Below are 18,506 nucleotides of genomic sequence, written 5' to 3'. Positions count from 1 at the left end.
CCGTGTGTCACCGCCACTCAATCCCCAGTTTGGAGATCGGAGCCCTTACCATGGCTGAAGCTGTGGTGACTGAGCCTTATTCCGCCCCCGCGCCGGCGCAGCTCGCTGCCCGGCACGGTCTCCGCGTTGCGGGCGAGCGGCCGGCCCTGACCGACTATGTTCGCAGGCTGTGGGCGTACCGTCACTTCATCCTCGCGTTCGCGAATGCCAAGAACGTCGCGACGCTCACCACCGCCCGGCTCGGCCAGCTCTGGCACGTGCTCACACCGTTGACCAACGCGGCGGTGTACTACCTGATCTTCGGCCTGATCCTCGACACGAGCCGCGGCATCGAGAACTTCCCCGCGTACCTCTGTGCCGGCATCTTCATCTTCGGCTACACCACGCAGGTCGTGACCGGTGGCACCGGGGCGATCTCCGGCAACCTGGGCATGATCCGGGCACTGCAGTTCCCCCGGGCCAGCCTGCCGCTGTCGGTCACCATCACCCAGCTGCAGCAGCTGCTCGCGGCCATGCTGGTGCTGATGGGCATCGTGCTGATCACCGGTGAGCCGCTGACCCTCAACTGGCTGACCCTGATCCCGCTGCTGCTGCTGCAGTCGGTCTTCAACGCGGGCCTGGCCATGCTGGTGGCGCGGGCCGGCTCGAAGATCACAGACCTGAAGCAGATCATGCCGTTCCTGCTGCGGACGTGGCTGTACGGCTCGGGCGTGTTCTTCAACCTGGCCGCGGCCACCGACGGCCTGCCCAAGTGGGCGTCCACCCTGCTCCACCTCAACCCGATGTCGGTCTTCATCGAGCTCGGCCGCGAGGCGCTGCTCGTCAACACCCCCGCCCCCGGCATCTCCGTGCTGAACATGTGGCTGGTCGCCCTCGTCTGGGCGGTCGTGGTGGGCATCGGTGGTTTCGTGTACTTCTGGCGTGGCGAAAAGGAGTACGGCCGTGGCTGACAAGCGTCCCACTGTCATCGTCGACGACGTGCACATCGTCTACCGCGTGCACGGCGCCGGCACCAAGGACAACTCCCCGCTGGCCGCGCTGCGCCGGATCGCCTCCCGCAAGCCGTCGCCGACCGTACGCGAGGTGCACGCCGTCAAGGGCGTCAGCTTCACCGCGTACGAGGGTGAGGCCATCGGCCTGATCGGCAGCAACGGCTCCGGCAAGTCCACCCTGCTGCGGGCCGTGGCCGGGTTGCTGCCCGCGACCCGCGGCGCGGTGTACACCAAGGGCCAGCCGTCGCTGCTCGGCGTGAACGCCGCGCTGATGAACGACCTCTCCGGCGAGCGCAACGTCATGCTCGGCTGCCTCGCCATGGGCATGGACCGCAACGAGGTGCGCGCCCGCACCCAGGAGATCATCGACTTCTCGGGCATCAACGAGCGCGGCGACTTCGGCTCCCTGCCGATGCGCACGTACTCGTCGGGCATGTCGGCGCGGCTGCGCTTCTCGATCGCGGCGGCCAAGAAGCACGAGGTGCTCCTGATCGACGAGGCGCTGGCCACCGGTGACGCGTCGTTCCGCAAGCGCAGCGAGGACCGCGTCCGCGAGCTGCGGGCCGGGGCCGGCACGGTGTTCCTGGTCAGCCACTCGCTGAGCTCGGTGCGCGACACGTGCGAGCGATCGATCTGGCTGGAGTCCGGCGTGATCCGGATGGACGGCCCGACCGACGACGTCATCGCCGCGTACGAAGACTACAGCAGCAATAAATGACCACCACCAGCACAGATACACTCGGGCGTGCCATCTGCACGTGTCCGGTGGGAAGCATGGAAATGAGGAGGACCCCTTGAGCGACGAGCTGATCCCCCCGGCACGACCGGTCATCGGCGAGGCTGAGATCGAGGCCGCGGTACGTGTGCTACGCAGCGGCATGGTCGTGCAGGGCCCGGAGGTCAAGGCATTCGAGGAGGACTTCTCGACCCTGGTCGACGGCCGGCACTGCGTGGCCGTCAACTCGGGCACGTCGGCGCTGCACCTGGCCCTGATCGCGATGGGCGTCGGCCCCGGCGACGAGGTCATCGTGCCGTCCTTCTCCTTCGCGGCCTCGGCCAACGCGGTCCGCCTGGTCGGCGCCGAGCCGGTCTTCGCCGACATCGAGGCGGGCAGCTTCTGCCTGGACCCCGACGCGGTCGCCGCCGCGATCACCCCGCGCACCGTCGCGATCATGCCGGTCCACCTGTACGGGCACCCCGCCGCGATGGACCGGATCATGGCGCTCGCCGGCCGGCACGGCCTCGCCGTGCTGGAGGACGCCTGCCAGGCGCACGGCGCGGCGCTGAACGGCACCCCGGTCGGCGCCTTCGGCGTGGCCGGCACGTTCAGCTTCTACCCCACCAAGAACATGCACTCGCTCGAGGGCGGCATGGTCACCACCGCGGATGCCGAGTTCGCCCGGACCCTGCGCCTACTGCGCAACCAGGGCATGGAACAGCGCTACGCCAACGAGATCGTCGGCGCGAACATGCGGCTCACCGACGTCGCCGCGGCGGTCGGCCGGGAGCAGTTCAAGCAGCTGGCGGCGTGGACCGAGCAGCGCCAGGCCAATGCCAAGTTCCTCGACTCGCGGATCACCGCGCTGGTGACCCCGCCGGTCGCGGACAACGCCAAGCACGTCTACCACCAGTACACGGTGCGCGTGCCCGGCGGCGCCCGGGACGCGGTGCAGCAGGCGTTCACCGCCAAGGGCATCGGCACCGCGGTGTACTACCCGACGCCGATCCACCGGCTCAAGCCGTACCTGACCGCCGAGGGCAAGGTGAACCCGGCGTGGGACCTGCCGGAGACCGAGCGGGCGGCGGCCGAGGTGCTGTCCCTGCCGATCTTCCCGTCGCTGACCCCGGCCCAGCTGGAGCGCATCGCCGACGCGGCGAACAGTGTGGCGGGTCTCCTGTGAGCAGCGAGCAGCGAGCTCGGGAGCCCCGCAGTCGCAAACGAAAGGTGATGCCATGAGCGGCGAACGCAAGCTGCGCGCCGGCCTGATCGGCCTGGGCGCGATGGGCCGCAACCACGCCCGGGTGCTGTCCGGGCTCGGCGGCGTCGAGCTGGTCGCGGTCGTCGACCCGATGGGCGACACCGCCGGCACGCTGCGGGTGCCCGTGGTGCCCACGGTCGACGAGCTCATCGCCATGGGCGTCGACTACGCCGTGATCGCTTGCCCGACGGCGCTGCACGAGGAGGTCGGCCTGGCGCTGGCCGCCAACGGCGTCTCCGCACTGATCGAGAAGCCGCTGGCCCCGTCGCTGGACGCGGCCCGTCGCCTGGTCGACGCGTTCGAGAAGGCCGGCCTCGTCGCGGGCGTCGGACACATCGAGCGGTACAACCCGGCGCTGCAGAGCCTGCGCAGCCGCCTGGAGGCGGGCGAGCTGGGCGAGGTCTTCCAGGTGGTCACCCGCCGGCAGGGCCCGTTCCCGCACCGCATCGCCGACGTGGGCGTGGTCATGGACCTGGCCACCCACGACATCGATCTGACCAGCTGGGTCACCGGGCAGGCGTACACCTCGGTGTCGGCGCACACGGTGTTCCGCAGCGGGCGCCCGCACGAGGACATGGTCGCCGCGGTCGGCCAGCTCAGCGACGGTTCCATGGTGAACCACCTGGTGAACTGGCTCAGCCCGCTCAAGGAGCGGTCCACGGTCATCACCGGTGAGCGCGGCTGCTTCGTCGCGGACACGCTCACCGCCGACCTGACCTTCTACGCCAACGGCGCCATCAGCACCGAGTGGGAGGCGCTGCGCTCCTTCCGCGGTGTGGCCGAGGGCGACATGGTCCGGTTCGCCATCCCCAAGCGCGAGCCGCTGCTGGTGGAGCACGAGCGCTTCCGTGACGCGGTCGAAGGCAAGCCGAGCGACATCGTCACGCTGCGGCAGGGCCTGCGCACGGTGGAGGTCGCGGCCGCGGTGCTGAAGTCCTCCGCCGACCGGATGACCGTCCAACTGCCCGCCCCCGAACCCGAGGGCTGATCCTGAACGGAGCCGGTCATTCATGACCAGCAGTGGTGGCGCGACCGCAGGCCAGGCACACCGGACGGTGCGCCTGGCCTGCGGGCTCTCTCCGAACGACCGGCTCGTCGTGTGCCTGGCCGGGGCGGATCTCGTGCAGGGGCTCGCGACGCTGATCGCCGCCCTGCCCCGGCTGCCCCGTCACCATGTCGCGCTGGTCGGCGACCTGCCGCCGGGTGACGACCTGCTCGACCGGGCAGACCGGCTGGGCGTACGCGGACGGGTGCACGTGGTGCCCGCCCCGCCCGGTGACCTGGCCGCCTTCCTCGGCTCCGCCGAGCTGGGGCTGGTCGGCTACGAGCGCGGCACGGGCGCGCCGGTCACCGCCGCGATCCAGGCCTACCGGGCCGCCGGGCTGACCGTGCTGGCCGCCGAGGCCGGCCCGGCCCGGGGTTTCCTCACCGACAACGATCTCGGCGTGCTGTTCCGCGCCGGTGACCCGGCCGGTGGTGTCCGGGCCGTACGGCAGGCCGTGCGCGAGCGCTCACGGTCGTTTCAGGCGGCCCGCTGGGTGGTCGGGCGGCCCCGCCGGGTCGCGGGCGCGCTCAAGCGTGCGGTACGGCGGCGCTCGCTGCTGCCCGCGCCCCGCCCCGCCGCCCCGCCCACCCCGGCACCGCCGACCTGGCGACCGCTGGGCGACACGCCGATCCGGCTCGGCCTGGGCACCGCCAACCACGCCGGGCAGCTGTCGGCGTTCGCGTGGGCGATCTGCCGCAACCGTCCCGACGTATCCGCCGAGCTGGTGGTCGCCCAGGCTCCGGGCCGCTTCCGCCACCCGGCCGACGAGCACCTGACCTTCCAGCAGCAACGCCTGCTCAGCGTGCAGCTGGCCCAGGCGGAGCGGGTGTTCGGCTACACCCACCTGCTGGCCGACGCGTTCCGCCCGGTCCTCGGCTACCTCAACGGCAACCACATCGACGCCGACCTGCCGACCCTGCGCCGCGTGCCGGGGCTGAAGGTGGCGCTGCTGGGCCACGGCAGCGAGGTCCGCCATCCGGCCCGGCACCGGGAGCGGCACGGGCACTCCATGTTCCTGGACGCCCCGCCGGGCATCGAGGCGCAGCTCACCACGCTCGCCGAACGCTCCCAGCGGGTGGCCCGCGACAGCGGCCTGCCGGTCTTCGTGACGACCCTGGATCTGCTGTCCGACCTGCCGCAGGCCACCTGGGCGCCGCTCGTGCTCGACGTGGACGTCTGGGCCAGCGACCGGCCGCCGCTCGAGCGGGCCCGCCCGGTGGTGCTGCACGCCCCGTCCAACCGGTGGACCAAGGGCACCGACCGGATCCTGCCGGTGCTCACCGAGCTGCACGACCGCGGGGCGATCGACTTCCGTCTGGTCGAGGGCATGCCCTGGAGCGAGATGCGGGACCTGGTACGCGACGCCGACATCGTGGTGGACCAGCTGGTGATGGGCAGCTACTGCGCGTTCGCCGTCGAGGGCATGGCGGCGGGCCGGCCGGTGGTGGCCTTCCTGGACGAGCAGGTGCACCGCGCCGCCGGGGTCGCCCCGCCGATCGTCAACGCCACCCCGGCCACCCTGCGTACGGCGATCGAGTCGCTGCTCGACGACCGTGCCCGGGGCGCGGAGCTGGGCGCGCGCTCGGTGGAGTACGTGCGCGAACACCACGACGGACGGCGTACCGCGGCGGCGTTCGGGGACTTCCTGACGTGACGGGTGGGCGCGATCGCGCCCACCCGCGGGTCCACCAGGTCAGGCGGGCTCGCCGGCCGGACGCTCGTAGGCCTTGACGTCGAGGTTCGTCGTCGCCACCGCCTGCGGAAAGCGCTTGGCCAGGTGCCAGGCCAGCGTGATGGCGTTGACGTCGGCCACGATGATGCGGTCGACCTGCCCGAACGGGACGTCGCGCAGCTTGCGCATGGCGACCATGGCCAGCACCTTGGGCCGGACCACGCGGTACGCGGGCATGTAGATCCGGTTGTGGACGCCCTCGGCGAGGCGGTGGTGCGTCCGGCGCATCCGCGTCACCCGCGCCTTGCGCGGCCCTTCCGGGCGCTCGCCGCCCACCACCCGGATCAGCCGGCGCGGCAGCCGGAACAGCAGGGCGTTCTCCACCCAGCGCACCGGGTGGCGCTCCTCGGCCTCGTGGATCTCGTGGATCGGCACCGACCGGTCCAGCCCGAAGTCGTGCCACGCCGCCGCGTTCATGGCGATCAGACGGAGGTCCACGCCCTGCGACAGCAGCAGGTCGAGGTGGTCCTTCACCCGGTCGTCCGGCACGCTGAACGCCACCACGATGACCAGGGGCCGACTCTGCGTCATGGCTCGCTCCCGCGGTGAAGCGCCCGTGGGCGACTCGTAGGACATCACTTGGCCGCCCGTGGGCGCTCGACTACCGCCCGCAGCCGCTCCTCCAGCGGGGCCAGCACCGTCTCGCGACGGTACCGGCGGGCGTGTTCCTTGGCCTGGCGGCGCTGCTCGGGCTCGATGTCCCGAGCGGCCTTGGCCGCGGCGACCATGGTCTGCGCCACCTCGTCGGGGTCCAGGCTGTTCGCGTTGAACCACAGCGGGTAGCCGTCGAGCACCTCGGTCGCGGCGATGCCCGGCGCGTGGACCGAGACGATCGGCCGGCCCGCCGCCATGTACTCGAAGATCTTGCCGGAGGTCACGTAGCGGGCGCCGCCGGCGAGGAACACCAGCACGTCACTCTGCTCGTACACCTGGCCGACGTCGGTCTTCGACACCGGACCGCGGTAGACCACCGCATCGGTGGAACCGGCCCGCTGCTCTTCGAGGTTGACCCCGAGCTTCTCTGCGATGTCAGATTGCCCGTGCGCGAAGAAGCCCAGGTGGCCGTGGATGTTCAGCTGCGCGCCGGCCATCTCGGGATGGACCCGGGCGCGCTGGAAGGCGGTGACCATCTCCTCGACCGGCTGGGCGTGGGTCAGCGTGCCCAGGTAGCCGAACTGCAGCGGCCGGGGCTCGCCGGCGGGCTCCAGCGCGGGCGGCTCGCCGATCTCCGCCATCAGGTCCGGGTCCCAGCCGTTCGGGATGACCATCATCCGGTTCGCCACCGAGGGGTAGCGCTCGGCGTGCCAGCCCCGCAGCGCGTCGTTGACGTAGCAGGAGGCCGAGGCCCGGCTCAGGACGCGGCGCTCCCACTTCCAGGCCTGGTGCTCCGGGGGGAACGCCGGGGCGTCGGTGAACAGGTTCAGCGTCCACGCGTCGCGGTAGTCGGCGACATAGGGCACGCCGGTCATCCGGTTGAACATCCAGGCCGCGGCGAAGGACACGAATGGGTTGCCGGTGGCGAGCACGATGTCGAAGCGTCGGCGGGCGTGCATGCGCAGTGCGCGGCTGACCGCGTTGAGGCCCCACGAGTAGTAGTGCTCCGGGAAGATCCGGTCATGGGCGGCGGTATAGATCTTGCGGGTCAGCAGCGGCAGGTTCCGGCGCATGGGGCTGAACCGCCGGATGTCGCGCTCCCAGACGAACTGGTGCTGCGCCGGCCGCTCCACCCGGATCCGGGGGTCGACCGTGGCGGCAAGCCCCTCGTCCACGGAACCGATGACCTCGTGCAGGAACTTCAGGGGGGAGGCGAGAACGGTGACGTCCCAGCCCTGGTCGGTCAGGAAGTTCGCCGTGGCACGCGCCCGGTAGACCCCGCTGGCACGCGAAGGCGGGAAATAGAAGGCCAGGTAGAGCACACGCGGTCGTCGCTGGCCACGCCTATTCGTCATCGGTCATCCCTCTGGGCGATGGGTCACTGACAGCCTCACGGGCAGCGAGCACCGCATTGGCAGCTTATCCGAGGCTGAATGCGATACGAGGTGAACTCACGACACCGGTGACACGGCTCTCCATCACCCGGGCGACGTCCGGCATCGATGCCGGGTCGCTCACCACGATCAGGTCAGGGGCGGTGGCGGCGAGCTCGGCACGCAGCGCCCGGCCGCGCGGGTCACGCCAGAGCCGCCGATACACGGGCAGGAACATGCGCCGGTGCACCGGCGCCGCCACGCGGCGCTCGTAGCCACCTGCCGCCCGGTGCGCCGGTGCGCGCAGCGGCCCGTGGCCGACCAGCCGGAACAGCAGCCGGGGCGCCCCGAACAGCAGCGCCCGCGCGAGCCAGGCGACCGCGCCCCGCTGCTCGAGCCGGTCCAGCTCGACCACCTTCACCTGCGGCGCGAAGGTCTCCTTCGCCCACGGCGCACGGCGCGACACCACCACTACGGCGGTGCCCCCGTCCGCGACGACCTGCGCCGACTCCTCGACCACGATCCTGCGGCGGCTGGCGCCCAGCGCCACGAACAGCACCCGCATCCCGCTCCCCGCCGTCATGCCGCCACTCCCGCGAACCAGGCCCGGTGATGGGCGTCGGCAACCGCCCGGTAGCCGTACCGGGCGGCCAGCTCGGTTCGGGCGCGGGCCAGGTCCAGCCCGTCCGGCCAGCGGGCGGCGAGCAGCCGGTATGCCTCGACGATCGACTCGGCGTCGTCATCGACGCCGAACAGCTGCCCCGCGGCCTCCTCGATCCCGGACAGCGTGCGCTCCGGCCCGCCGCACCGGGTGACCAGCACGGGCAGCCCTGCGGCCGAGGCCTCCACCACCACCATGCCGAACGTCTCCGCCCGGCTCGGATGCACCAGCAGGTCGTGCTCGCGCATGAGGCGCAACGCGACCTCCGGCGGGACCGGTCCGGTGAAGGTCACCGCGTGGGCCACGCCGAGCTGCCCGGCCCGGGTCTTCAGCTGGTCGAGCAGCGGGCCCTCACCGACCAGGGTGAGGGTGAGCGCGTCGTCGTCGGCGTGACAGGTCGCGAACGCTTCGAGCAGCAGGTGCACACCCTTGGTCGGCTTCAGACCGCCCACGTAGATCCACCTGTGCAGACGTGCCACCGGGTCGGTCCGCCCGGCCTCGAACGAGATCGGGTTCGGCATGACCTGGATCCGGTCCCGGTGCTGCGGGAACGTCTCGGACAACAGCCCGCGTACGCCGTCGCCGACGGCGAAGAAGCCGGTGCAGCGGGTCAGCAGTTCGTCGTACATGGCGCGCGAGTCCGGGTCGGCCAGGATCAGGTCGAGGAAGCTGGCGTGCTCGGTGACGAACAGCTTCGCGTCCGGTCGCATGTTGCGCAGCCCGGCCCAGCCGCTGGGCAGGCCCACGTGCGCATGCACGACCGGTGCGTCCAGCGGGCGGCCGCCGAGCGCGATCCGCAGGGCCGCCTCGTGCCGCCGTGCGTTCTCGGCGTACAGCGTGCCCCGCGGGATGGAGACCGGCAGTTGCTGCAGCTGCGCGCCGCCCACGGTGGGCCGCCAGTGGACCGCCCTGGGCAGCAGCCAGCGCGCGGCGGCGTCGACCTCGGCGTCCTCACGGGCGGACAGCTCGGCCACCCAGTCGTCGCAGTGGTAGACCCGCATCCGGTCCACGGTCGGCGCGGTGGCGTCGACCATGGCCTGCACGAACGACCCGCGGAAGGGTGACTGCCGGGTGGGATACCACGGTGTGATCACCGCCACATCCCGGTCCACGGTCGGCTGCATGGGACTCTCCAAGGCTCGTGGGGGGTCAGGCAGCCCGCTCGGCGAGGAACGCGACCACCCGGTCTGCCGCGCGGCCGTCACCGTAGGGCAGCCCGCGCGGCGTGGCGGGCGCAGGGCGCGTGGCCGTGTCGATCCATTCCTGCCCGCCCAGCGCGGACGGCCGCGGCACGAGCCGGTTCCAGTCGCCCTCCAGCGTCTCGATCCACTCGGTCTCGGTGCGCAGCGTCGTGCACGGCCGGTCGAGCAGGTACGCCTCCTTCTGCAGACCACCGGAGTCGGTCACCACGCCGACCGAGCCGAGCACGGCCGAGACCATGCCCGCGTAGCCGAGCGGCTGGCCGACGTGCACCGCGCCCTGCTCCAGCTTCAGGCCCTGCTCCGCGGCCCGCGCGACCAGGCGCGGGTGGGCCAGCAGCGCGACGGGCACAGGAAGCGCCGCGAGCGAGGCGATCAGCTCGGCCAGCAGGCGCGGGTCGTCGGTGTTCTCCGCGCGGTGCAGGGTGGACAGCAGGTACGGCTGGTCGGGGTCGATACCGGCGGGCAGCTGCGGCCGGGGGTGCTCGCCGGCCAGGACGGCGTCGCGCACCCGCAGGCAAACGTCGACCATCACGTCGCCGGCCAGCACCGAGCGGGCGGCGAGGCCCTCGGCTGCCAGGTGGCGCATCGCCTCCTCGGTGGGCGCGAGCAGCAGGTCGGCGGCGTGGTCGGTGAGGATGCGGTTGTGCTCCTCGGGCATCCGGCGGTTGAACGAGCGCAGGCCCGCCTCCAGGTGCGCCACCGGCAGGTGCTGCTTGACCGCGCTGAGCGCGCCGGCCAGCGTCGAGTTGGTGTCGCCGTACACCAGCACCCAGTCGGGCGCCTCGGCCGCGAGCACCGGGTCGAGCGCGGCCAGCGTGTTGCCGGTCTGCACACCGTGGCTGCCGGAGCCGATGCCCAGGTGCACGTCGGGGGCGGGGATGCCCAGGCCGGAAAAGAAGACGTCGGACAGGTTCACGTCGTAGTGCTGCCCGGTATGCACGATCACGTGCTGATGGTCTGTTTTCGCGAAGGCGGCCGCGATCGGCGCGAGCTTCACCAGTTGAGGACGTGCCCCGACGATACTGACAACCTTCATGTCGGCCTCTCCTGCGATCTCGTGACGCCGGTCCACGGTGCGGCTCAGGCGCGAGCCGAGCAGTACGATACGGGGCCAGCTCTGCAACGACAAAAAGATCGACGTAGGTGCAAGCCCCACCACGGCCCGTATACCGGACGACGACGCCCTGGTGCCGGGCCTGCGGACGTCCCGGCCCTCGATGCCGGATGTCGTAGACTCCCGGGCGTTCGAGGCGCTGCCGCCAGGGATGATCCCCCACCGGCAGGCACACCGCTCGTTTGCTGCTGGACGGCGGCCCCTGTCACGATGGACCGGCTCATCCGCCGCCCGCGGCGCGCCGGCTCGAGGAAGAAAGTAGCTATGAAGATCTGTGTGGTAGCCCTGGGAAAGATCGGCCTCCCGCTCGCGGTGCAGTTCGCCGCCAAGGGTCATGAGGTCATCGGCGCCGACGTCTCCGAGCGGGTCGTCAGCCTGGTCAACGACGGCGCGGTGCCGTTCCCCGGCGAGACGGACCTCGACGTCAAGCTCAAGGAGGCCGTCTCCGCGGGCCTGCTGCGCGCCACCACCGACACCACCGCCGCGGTCGCCGAGTCCGAGGCCGTCGTCGTGGTCGTGCCCCTGTTCGTCGACGCCGACGGCGTGCCGGACTTCGGCTGGATGGACAGCGCCACCCGGGCCATCGCCGCCGGTCTGCGCCCCGGCACCCTGGTGAGCTACGAGACCACGCTGCCGGTCGGCACCACCCGCAACCGCTGGGCCCCGATGCTGCAGGAGGGCTCCGGCCTGACCGCCGGCCGCGACTTCTCCCTGGTCTTCAGCCCCGAGCGGGTGCTCACCGGCCGCGTCTTCGCCGACCTGCGCCGCTACCCGAAGCTCGTCGGCGGTGTCGACGAGGCGTCCGCCGCGCACGGCGTGCGCTTCTACGAGGCCGTGCTCGACTTCGACGAGCGCGCCGACCTGGACAAGCCCAACGGCGTCTGGGACCTGGGCTCCGCCGAGGCGTCCGAGCTGGCCAAGCTCGCCGAGACCACGTACCGCGACGTCAACATCGGCCTGGCGAACCAGTTCGCCCGCTTCGCCGACAGCGTGGGCGTCGACGTCAACAAGGTCATCGAGGCGTGCAACACCCAGCCGTACAGCCACATCCACACGCCCGGCATCGCCGTCGGCGGCCACTGCATCCCGATCTACCCGCGGATGTACCTGTGGAACGACCCGGCCGCCACCGTGGTGCGCGCCGCCCGCGAGGCCAACGCCGCGATGCCGGAGTACGCCGTGCAGCTGCTCGCCGACGCGTACGGCGACCTGACCGGGGCGAACGTGCTCGTGCTCGGCGCCGCTTACCGCGGTGGCGTGAAGGAGACCGCGTTCTCGGGTGTCTTCCCGACCGTCGAGGCGCTGCGCGCCCGCGGCGCCAACGCGTTCGTCACCGACCCGATGTACACCACCGAGGAGCTGGCCGCGCACGGCCTGCCGCCGCACCAGGGCGAGGCCGTCACCGCCGCGATCATCCAGGCCGACCACGCCGAGTACCGCAACCTCGGCCCGGCCGAGCTGCCCGGGGTCCGGGTGCTGGTCGACGGCCGCCGCGTCACCGACCCGGCCCGCTGGGCCGGCACCGACCGCGTCGTCATCGGCGGCTGACCCGCCTTCCCGCGAAACGGCCGCCACGCCCACCAGGGTGCGGCGGCCGTTTCGGTAGGCGATACGACAAGGCCGCCGCGCCCTGACGGCGCGGCGGCCTTTCGCGTGACCTGACCGGTCAGTGGGTCGTGTCGAGCACCGCGGCGTCGACCTCGGCACGCTGGCGCGGGACGGTGGCGACACCGGTCGTCGGCACCGGCAGGCGCAGCGCGGGGGCCGGCCTGCGCGAGCTGCGCACGGCCGCGAGCCGCTGCGAGGTCAGCCGGTGTGCCAGGCGCAGCAGGGTGTACGCCCCATAGGCGTCGTTGCGGACCAGCCGGTGCTTCAACCCGCCGACGCCGCCTGGCGGCAGGTAACCGCCGTCGGGCAGGCGGCGGCGGTAGTCCTCGACGATGCGGCGGAAGAAGGCCTTGCGGCTGCGCCGGCCGAGCCGCCGCTCATGGCCGATGATCACCAGGTAGTGATTGATCATCAGGCGGAACAGCTCGGGCCGGAACTGCTCGAACCTGCCGCCGGCCTGGTCCACGGCGGCGAAGACGCGCTCGTACTGCGCGAACACCTCGAAGTGGCGGTCGGACACGGAGGCGGTGATGGCCCCGGGCGTCTGCTGACGGTACTTGTAGCAGACCACGTCGAGCACGTCGATGGTGCCGGCAGCCATCAGCAGCGGGTGGCTGTACGCCGCGTCCTCGTACCAGCCGGGGTGGAAGCGCAGGCCGTTCTCCTCCAGGAAGGCCCGCCGGGCGATCTTGGTGCAGGCCGACTGCGCCAGCCGGAGCAGTTCCGGCCTCCGCGACAGGTGCAGCGGGGTGGGCGCGTCGCCCAGCAGCCCCGCGGAGACCCGCGGCACCACGGTCCCGTCGCCGAACACCTCGGCGTGATCCACGATCAGCACGTCGGGGTGGTGCAGCGCGAGGCGGTCGAGCACCGTCCGCACGGCCCCGTCGGGCACCCAGTCGTCGGAGTCGATGTACCAGACGTAGTCGCCCTTCGCCTGCGCGAGCCCGGCGTTGCGGGCCCCGCCCAGGCCGACGTTGGCGGTGAGGTGCACCGGCCGCACGCGGGCGTCGCGCGCCGCGAAGGCGTCCATGATCGCTCCGCTGCCGTCGGGCGAGGCATCGTTCACCGCGACGACCTCGATGTCATCGCCGGGGTGGGCCAGCAGCGATTCGAGGCATTCCCCCAGGTAGCGCTCGACGCCGTACACCGGCACGACGAACGAGATGCGAGGAGAGGGCGAGGGGGATTCATGTCTCACGTCAGCAAAGGGTGCCAGACACGCCCTACCGCACGCCAGGCCCAAATGGTCACAAGGTCCCCACCGACCCAGCCCAGCCCCCGGTCCACCGTCGGCAAGGCCCTTTTCCCGACCTGCCCGGACCGCATCCGGCTAGGCTGTTCGGCGAGGCATGACGTCCGGCGGACACCAGGCGAGGAGCACTCATGACGGCGCAGAGCACCCTTCCCGCGGCGGCCTCGGGCCGCTTCTCCATCGGCGGAGACCTACCCGTCAACCGGCTCGGCTACGGGGCGATGCAGCTGACCGGCCCCGGGGTCTGGGGCGACCCGGCCGACCCGGACGAGGCCGTCCGCGTGCTGCGGCGTGCCGTCGAACTCGGCGTCGACCTCATCGACACCGCCGACTCCTACGGGCCCTTCGTCAGCGAGATGCTGATCAAGAAGGCGCTGCACCCGTACCCGGCGGGCCTGGTCATCGCGACCAAGGGCGGCTTCACCCGCGCCGGTCCCGGCGACTGGCGGGCGGTGGGCCGACCGGAGTACCTCCGCCAGCAGTGCGAACTGAGCCTGCGCCACCTGGGCCTGGACCGCATCGACCTCTACCAGCTGCACCGCATCGACCCGAAGGTCCCACTGGAGGACCAGCTCGGCGAGCTGGTGCTGCTGCAGCAGGAGGGGAAGATCCGGCACATCGGGCTGTCCGAGGTGACCGTGGCGCAGATCGAGCAGTCGCGCAAGCTCGCGCCGATCGTGTCCGTGCAGAACCTCTACAACCTGGTCAACCGCAGTGCCGAGGACGTGCTGCAGCACTGCGAGCAGCAGAACCTCGCCTTCATCCCGTGGTTCCCGATCGCGACCGGCGAGCTGGCCAAACCCGGCGGCCCGCTGGCGCAGGCCGCCGAGCGGCACGGGGCGAGCCCGGCCCAGCTGGCGCTCGCCTGGCTGCTGCGCCGCTCGCCGGTGATGCTGCCGATCCCGGGCACGTCGAGCGTCGCGCACGTCGAGGAGAACATCGCGGCCGCCGAGCTCACGCTGACCGACGAGGAGTACCGGGAGCTCGAGACCGCGGTCTGACCGGCGGCTCGGGCCGGGCCGGTCGTCAGGCCGGACCTCCCCTGACGGCAACGGCTGCGACCGTATCCCGCCCCGCGCACGCTCGAGCATGGCAGCGACGCGACGCAACCTCTCGCGGCCACCCGGGAGTCTGGAAAGCATGACCACCACAGCCGCACCGGAGACGGTCGAGCCCCGCCCCGCCCGCCGCCGCATCCGCCTGGCGGCGCTCGCCGTCGTCGCCGGAGCCGTCGTGGCCCTGGTGACGACGGTCCTCATCGTGACCGCACCCGACCCGACTTCGCCGCCGAGTGCCCTGCCCGCCGGCTGCCGGGCGGGGCAGACACCGGTCAGCCTCGACATCCCGACGGAGAAGCAGGCACAGGTCAACGTCTTCAACGGCACCGCGACCTCCGACCTGGCCGGAACCGTCGCCGCCGGCCTGCGCGACCGCGGCCTGAATGTCGGCGCCGTCGGCAACGAGCAGACGCGGCAACCGGGCAAGGTCGCCGTCCTGCGGTTCGGACCCGATGCCGTCGGCGCGGCCCACCTGGTACGCGGCTACGTGGCCGAGGCAGAGGAAGAGGACAAGGTCGCGTTCGAGTTCGACCCCGCGCGCCGGACCGCAGACGTGGATCTCGTGGTGGGCGGGCAGTACAAGCTGCTCGCGACGTCGACCGAGATGCGGCACCGCATGGCGCTGCTGGGACGTCCAGCCCTGCCGCCCGGCACCTGCCGCCGCTGACGGCCGCGCGTCACGCCACCGGCACGGTCGTACGACGTGCGGAGGTCAACCGGCCTTCCCTCCGTTTGCTCGCGCAACGCGGAGGAGGGCGTTGAGCTCGTCGGCGACGTCGTCGGCCTGGCTCCTCCGTCCGGTCATCCGAGCCAAATTCGCTGCCTGCACAGCCCATACGCCGATCGGTCCGCCCAGCTCCGGCCGTCGTACGACGACCAGCAGGTGTCCGGCCTCGAAGCGCTCGATGTCGAGCCACGGGACGACGGAGGTCTTCCAGATGCGCACGACGGTGACGTCCTCGACGCCGGCCACGAGGCGGGGACGTATGTAGCCGCGCCAGCAGAACAAGACGATCACGATGGTGGACGGCACGAACAGGAACGCACCGTCGGCCTTCCCCACCACCGCCCATGCGCAGGCGAGAAAGCCCGGCCCCAGGAACAGGAAGGTCCAGCCCAGCACCGGGTAGGCGCGGTTGCGGAAGGTCCGCGGCAGCCGTGACATGCCCGGCGCAGCTCCGGCAGGCACTTGATCGGCACTCACGTCCGCGGATTATGCCAGCTCAGCGATCCTCGCCGTGCCCGTTGAGGACGAGTACGACATCGACTCGCGAGGGCGGCAGATCCCCGTACTGCCGTCTTGACCTGGTTCGCGACACGGTACGGCCGAGCTGATCACGGCGGTAGGGCCGGAGAATCCCCAGGTCGGCTCGTTCGGGTGATGCCTGCGTGGCCACATGACAAGGCTGGTTGCGGCCGTAAGCACATTCGGTGCTTCGGTACGGTAAGTGGGTCGGCTGTCCCAGGGGCTCGCTGGGAAGGTCGGTCAGTCATCCATTGACGACGTTCCTGTTTCCGGGCCGACGCGCGCTAGCCACCGTCGGGCAGGACCCTGACGGCCGTGTCCGGCGGTGTCTGCCTGGTCAGCCCGTACCAGTAGAACGCGAACAGGTTGTGCTCCCGCCCGTGGTCGAGTCGCTTGGCCACCTTGTTGTGCGGGAAGGCTCGCAGCCCGTTCGGCATCTCAACGACAGCAGCCTCCTCCTGCGCATCGAACGCCCAACGCCCGCCGCCGTGACGCACCATGAGTTCGCCCAGGTAGGCACCCATACTCATGATCATGCTGTGGCGGTGGGCCGCCGGGGGATCGCTCGCCAGGAACGCATCGCAGATGTCGTCGAGTCGAGATGCCTCGTCCGGCTCCCACCCGAAGGGAGTGCCTTCGGCGGCCGCCCCGCGGACGAAAGCGTCAGCCAGATTGCGCATGGCTTCAGCGGTCTCTTCGTCGCTCGGGTTTGCGCGCTTCCGGAATCGGTCGAGGAATTTGCCCATGAGGTGCCTCCACATCGACGCACGGACTACTGCTTACGGAAAAAGGCGTTCGACGACGGCAGAGCCAGTAGGACGATGATCACGATCGCCAGAACCGCTACCAGACCGCCGGCACCCAGCTCGACTGGATGGACCCAGGACGGCAGGCTGTCCCTTAGCCGCCTCGTCACCTCTGCCGCGTCAACGGGAAAATAGTCGCTATTGCTCTCGCCGAGCGAACTCGCATTGATACCCAGGCCAGCCGCGCTGCTGCCCTGGCAGCAGAGCAGGAGACCGCAGAGGACCCACGTGATGATCCGAGCCTGCTGGCGGCCTCTGACGCCAGGATTAGCGCGGTAGCACCATAGGTCAGGACGATGGCGGCGCTGATCCCTACGGCGAACACGGCCAGATCCTCGGGCGCGACTACGCCGTGCGCGGTGCCCCCGAAAACCGTTTCGTAAACGCTCTTGATGGCGGGATAACTGGACAGCGCAGCGATCAGGCTCGGCACCGACGACAGCGCGACTCCCAACAGCAGGAATCCGGTCGTCGAAACGGTGCCGGGACGGGTCTGCACCGGGCCTTGGCAGGAATCAGAGGGGGCAGGCATAAGGTTTCCTCTCGCCTGATGGCCCAGTCCGCTGAGCACGAACTAGACCGCCGCGCTGCTGCTTCACGCCTCACATCGCGCGGTGAGGGCCTCACCGAGGGGTTCTCGACGCCTGTGCGAGCTTCTCAAATTCGGCGTGCTGGTGCCAGTCACCTCTCAGCGACTACGTACTCTGACCGACCCCCGACGAACCAACGGTGAGCAGCACATTGGCCCAATGATCGTTGATCATTGGTCTGACCTGGTGCCCCAGCAGGAATCGAACCTGCGACCTGCAGTTTAGGAAAGGGGCTTGTTCTTCGTGGAATGACCTAGCGGCAAGCTGCACAAACGTGCGCCACGTCGCGAAGGCCATAGATCATTCAGCATATCTTCCGTGCGAGCCAGGACGCAAGCGCCGTTGCCGTGCTTCGCACCCGTACAGCAACGACATCTGCTCTCATGCCTGCCGGTCAGTTGGCAGGCTTCTCCCAGATTGAGACGTGCTGGGCACTCTCGCCAGTGAAGGGCTCCCGTGTCCATCCGTCCCATCGCTCACGAAGGCGCAGTCCGGCGAGCTGAGCCATCAGGTCGAGTTCTGCCGGCCACACGTACCGGAATGGGACCGACCTGCACTCGCCGCGCCCTTCGACGACCTGGACGTAGTTCGAACTCATCGCCTGCGTTGCGACATCGTAGATCGAAAATGCCCACTTGGTCGGGCTGGTGTGGAACGGGACAACATTCTGTCCGGTCGGGAGGCTGCGCAGCTCGGGAGTCATGACCTCGATGACGAAACAGCCTCCCGGTTCGAGGTGGGCAGCAGCGGTGCGGAAGCAGGCGACCTGGGCCTCCTGCGTCGTCAAATTCATGATCGTATTGAAGACGAGGTACGCGACTGAGAACGTGCCATCGACCCTCGTCGTGGCGAAGTCGCCGATCGTGACGCCGATCGAATCACCGCCGGGCTTGTCGCGCATCCGGGCAACCATCGCCCGGGACAGATCGATGCCGTGGACTGGAACTCCACGCTGAGACAGGGGCAGCGCGATACGCCCCGTTCCCACACCCAGCTCCAGGGCTCGGCCGTCGCCGGCGAGTTCCGCCAGTAGGTCGACCGCGGAGTTCACGGCCTTCGGCTGAAACATCGCCGACGCGGGGTCGTCGTATCGGGCCGCCACAGCGTCGCCGAAGAACCCGTCTTCATCATTGAGTTGATCAGTCACGGGCGAACCGTATCCCAGCGACCACTGCGACGCTCGCGGATTTCGCACGCTCGGAGCTTCGCCGCAAGATCTTGGCTGATGGCCGCACGCACCCTCCGCGATTGGCG

The 18,506-nt window shown here is 70.7% G+C and carries 17 protein-coding genes; 8 read left to right on the top strand and 9 right to left on the bottom strand.

The window, feature by feature from the left end:
* Positions 1-50 precede the first annotated feature (50 nt).
* From HAV39_RS17150 to HAV39_RS17130, 5 genes are all read left to right on the top strand, one after another.
* Entirely contained in the window at positions 51-950 is a 900-nt protein-coding gene (locus tag HAV39_RS17150) for an ABC transporter permease (RefSeq protein ID WP_191840199.1), read from the top strand.
* Positions 943-1,710, top strand: a complete 768-nt coding sequence (locus HAV39_RS17145) for an ABC transporter ATP-binding protein (RefSeq protein WP_373311725.1) — start codon at positions 943-945, stop codon at positions 1,708-1,710. The genes HAV39_RS17150 and HAV39_RS17145 overlap by 8 nt, the downstream gene beginning before the upstream one ends.
* 76 nt (positions 1,711-1,786) lie before the next feature.
* Entirely contained in the window at positions 1,787-2,893 is a 1,107-nt protein-coding gene (locus HAV39_RS17140) for a DegT/DnrJ/EryC1/StrS family aminotransferase (RefSeq protein ID WP_120317950.1), read from the top strand.
* Positions 2,894-2,945: 52 nt separating this feature from the next.
* On the top strand, positions 2,946-3,959 hold the full coding sequence (locus tag HAV39_RS17135; protein ID WP_191840197.1) for a Gfo/Idh/MocA family protein: 1,014 nt from the start codon (positions 2,946-2,948) through the stop codon (positions 3,957-3,959).
* Positions 3,960-3,981: 22 nt separating this feature from the next.
* Positions 3,982-5,670 (top strand): glycosyltransferase family protein, encoded by a 1,689-nt coding sequence (locus HAV39_RS17130; protein ID WP_191840196.1) that lies wholly within the window; start codon positions 3,982-3,984, stop codon positions 5,668-5,670.
* 39 nt (positions 5,671-5,709) lie between these two features.
* Here HAV39_RS17130 and HAV39_RS17125 read toward each other — a convergent pair whose 3' ends face one another.
* The 5 genes from HAV39_RS17125 to wecB all read right to left on the bottom strand — a co-directional run bounded on the left by HAV39_RS17125 (position 5,710) and on the right by wecB (position 10,614).
* Entirely contained in the window at positions 5,710-6,279 is a 570-nt protein-coding gene (locus HAV39_RS17125) for a hypothetical protein (RefSeq protein WP_191840195.1), read from the bottom strand.
* A gap of 44 nt (positions 6,280-6,323) precedes the next feature.
* Positions 6,324-7,697 (bottom strand): glycosyltransferase, encoded by a 1,374-nt coding sequence (locus HAV39_RS17120; protein ID WP_239120503.1) that lies wholly within the window; start codon positions 7,695-7,697, stop codon positions 6,324-6,326.
* 64 nt (positions 7,698-7,761) lie between these two features.
* On the bottom strand, positions 7,762-8,298 hold the full coding sequence (locus HAV39_RS17115; protein WP_191840194.1) for a hypothetical protein: 537 nt from the start codon (positions 8,296-8,298) through the stop codon (positions 7,762-7,764).
* Positions 8,295-9,500, bottom strand: a complete 1,206-nt coding sequence (locus HAV39_RS17110) for a glycosyltransferase (protein ID WP_239120504.1) — start codon at positions 9,498-9,500, stop codon at positions 8,295-8,297. Before HAV39_RS17110 ends, HAV39_RS17115 begins: the two co-directional genes overlap by 4 nt.
* Positions 9,501-9,525: 25 nt before the next feature.
* Entirely contained in the window at positions 9,526-10,614 is a 1,089-nt protein-coding gene (gene wecB, locus HAV39_RS17105) for a non-hydrolyzing UDP-N-acetylglucosamine 2-epimerase (RefSeq protein WP_191840193.1), read from the bottom strand.
* Positions 10,615-10,956: 342 nt separating this feature from the next.
* Between wecB and HAV39_RS17100 the strand changes: the two genes are divergently transcribed.
* Positions 10,957-12,240 carry a nucleotide sugar dehydrogenase gene (locus HAV39_RS17100; protein ID WP_191840192.1) on the top strand — a complete coding sequence of 428 codons (1,284 nt, stop codon included), beginning with the start codon at positions 10,957-10,959 and terminating at the stop codon, positions 12,238-12,240.
* 118 nt (positions 12,241-12,358) lie between these two features.
* Here HAV39_RS17100 and HAV39_RS17095 read toward each other — a convergent pair whose 3' ends face one another.
* A complete protein-coding gene (locus HAV39_RS17095) occupies positions 12,359-13,498 on the bottom strand; it encodes a glycosyltransferase family 2 protein (RefSeq protein ID WP_191840191.1) in 1,140 nt (379 codons plus the stop codon).
* Between the two features lie 185 nt (positions 13,499-13,683).
* Between HAV39_RS17095 and HAV39_RS17090 the strand changes: the two genes are divergently transcribed.
* Positions 13,684-14,553, top strand: a complete 870-nt coding sequence (locus HAV39_RS17090; protein ID WP_191840190.1) for an aldo/keto reductase — start codon at positions 13,684-13,686, stop codon at positions 14,551-14,553.
* A 139-nt stretch (positions 14,554-14,692) separates the two neighbouring features.
* Positions 14,693-15,277, top strand: coding sequence for a LytR C-terminal domain-containing protein (locus tag HAV39_RS17085; protein ID WP_191840189.1), 585 nt, complete (start codon positions 14,693-14,695; stop codon positions 15,275-15,277).
* 45 nt (positions 15,278-15,322) lie between these two features.
* Here HAV39_RS17085 and HAV39_RS17080 read toward each other — a convergent pair whose 3' ends face one another.
* From HAV39_RS17080 to HAV39_RS17070, 3 genes are all read right to left on the bottom strand, one after another.
* Positions 15,323-15,775, bottom strand: coding sequence for a hypothetical protein (locus HAV39_RS17080; RefSeq protein WP_191840188.1), 453 nt, complete (start codon positions 15,773-15,775; stop codon positions 15,323-15,325).
* Between the two features lie 365 nt (positions 15,776-16,140).
* Positions 16,141-16,602 (bottom strand): hypothetical protein, encoded by a 462-nt coding sequence (locus HAV39_RS17075; RefSeq protein WP_191840187.1) that lies wholly within the window; start codon positions 16,600-16,602, stop codon positions 16,141-16,143.
* A 1,044-nt stretch (positions 16,603-17,646) separates the two neighbouring features.
* Entirely contained in the window at positions 17,647-18,399 is a 753-nt protein-coding gene (locus HAV39_RS17070) for a class I SAM-dependent DNA methyltransferase (protein ID WP_239120505.1), read from the bottom strand.
* Positions 18,400-18,506 lie beyond the last annotated feature (107 nt).

Source organism: Catellatospora chokoriensis (genome assembly GCF_011297315.1).
GTDB lineage: Bacteria > Actinomycetota > Actinomycetes > Mycobacteriales > Micromonosporaceae > Catellatospora > Catellatospora citrea.
This window is presented reverse-complemented; position numbering and strand designations above follow the sequence as displayed.

Excerpts from the sequence above, each read along its gene's own strand:
- HAV39_RS17150 (WP_191840199.1), top strand. The coding sequence starts at position 51 with ATGGCTGAAGCTGTGGTGACTGAGCCTTATTCCGCCCCCGCGCCGGCG.
- HAV39_RS17135 (WP_191840197.1), top strand. The coding sequence starts at position 2,946 with ATGAGCGGCGAACGCAAGCTGCGCGCCGGCCTGATCGGCCTGGGCGCG.
- HAV39_RS17130 (WP_191840196.1), top strand. The coding sequence starts at position 3,982 with ATGACCAGCAGTGGTGGCGCGACCGCAGGCCAGGCACACCGGACGGTG.
- HAV39_RS17125 (WP_191840195.1), bottom strand. The coding sequence starts at position 6,279 with ATGACGCAGAGTCGGCCCCTGGTCATCGTGGTGGCGTTCAGCGTGCCG.
- HAV39_RS17120 (WP_239120503.1), bottom strand. The coding sequence starts at position 7,697 with ATGACGAATAGGCGTGGCCAGCGACGACCGCGTGTGCTCTACCTGGCC.
- HAV39_RS17115 (WP_191840194.1), bottom strand. The coding sequence starts at position 8,298 with ATGACGGCGGGGAGCGGGATGCGGGTGCTGTTCGTGGCGCTGGGCGCC.
- HAV39_RS17110 (WP_239120504.1), bottom strand. The coding sequence starts at position 9,500 with ATGCAGCCGACCGTGGACCGGGATGTGGCGGTGATCACACCGTGGTAT.
- wecB (WP_191840193.1), bottom strand. The coding sequence starts at position 10,614 with ATGAAGGTTGTCAGTATCGTCGGGGCACGTCCTCAACTGGTGAAGCTC.
- HAV39_RS17100 (WP_191840192.1), top strand. The coding sequence starts at position 10,957 with ATGAAGATCTGTGTGGTAGCCCTGGGAAAGATCGGCCTCCCGCTCGCG.
- HAV39_RS17090 (WP_191840190.1), top strand. The coding sequence starts at position 13,684 with ATGACGGCGCAGAGCACCCTTCCCGCGGCGGCCTCGGGCCGCTTCTCC.
- HAV39_RS17085 (WP_191840189.1), top strand. The coding sequence starts at position 14,693 with ATGACCACCACAGCCGCACCGGAGACGGTCGAGCCCCGCCCCGCCCGC.
- HAV39_RS17080 (WP_191840188.1), bottom strand. The coding sequence starts at position 15,775 with ATGTCACGGCTGCCGCGGACCTTCCGCAACCGCGCCTACCCGGTGCTG.
- HAV39_RS17075 (WP_191840187.1), bottom strand. The coding sequence starts at position 16,602 with ATGGGCAAATTCCTCGACCGATTCCGGAAGCGCGCAAACCCGAGCGAC.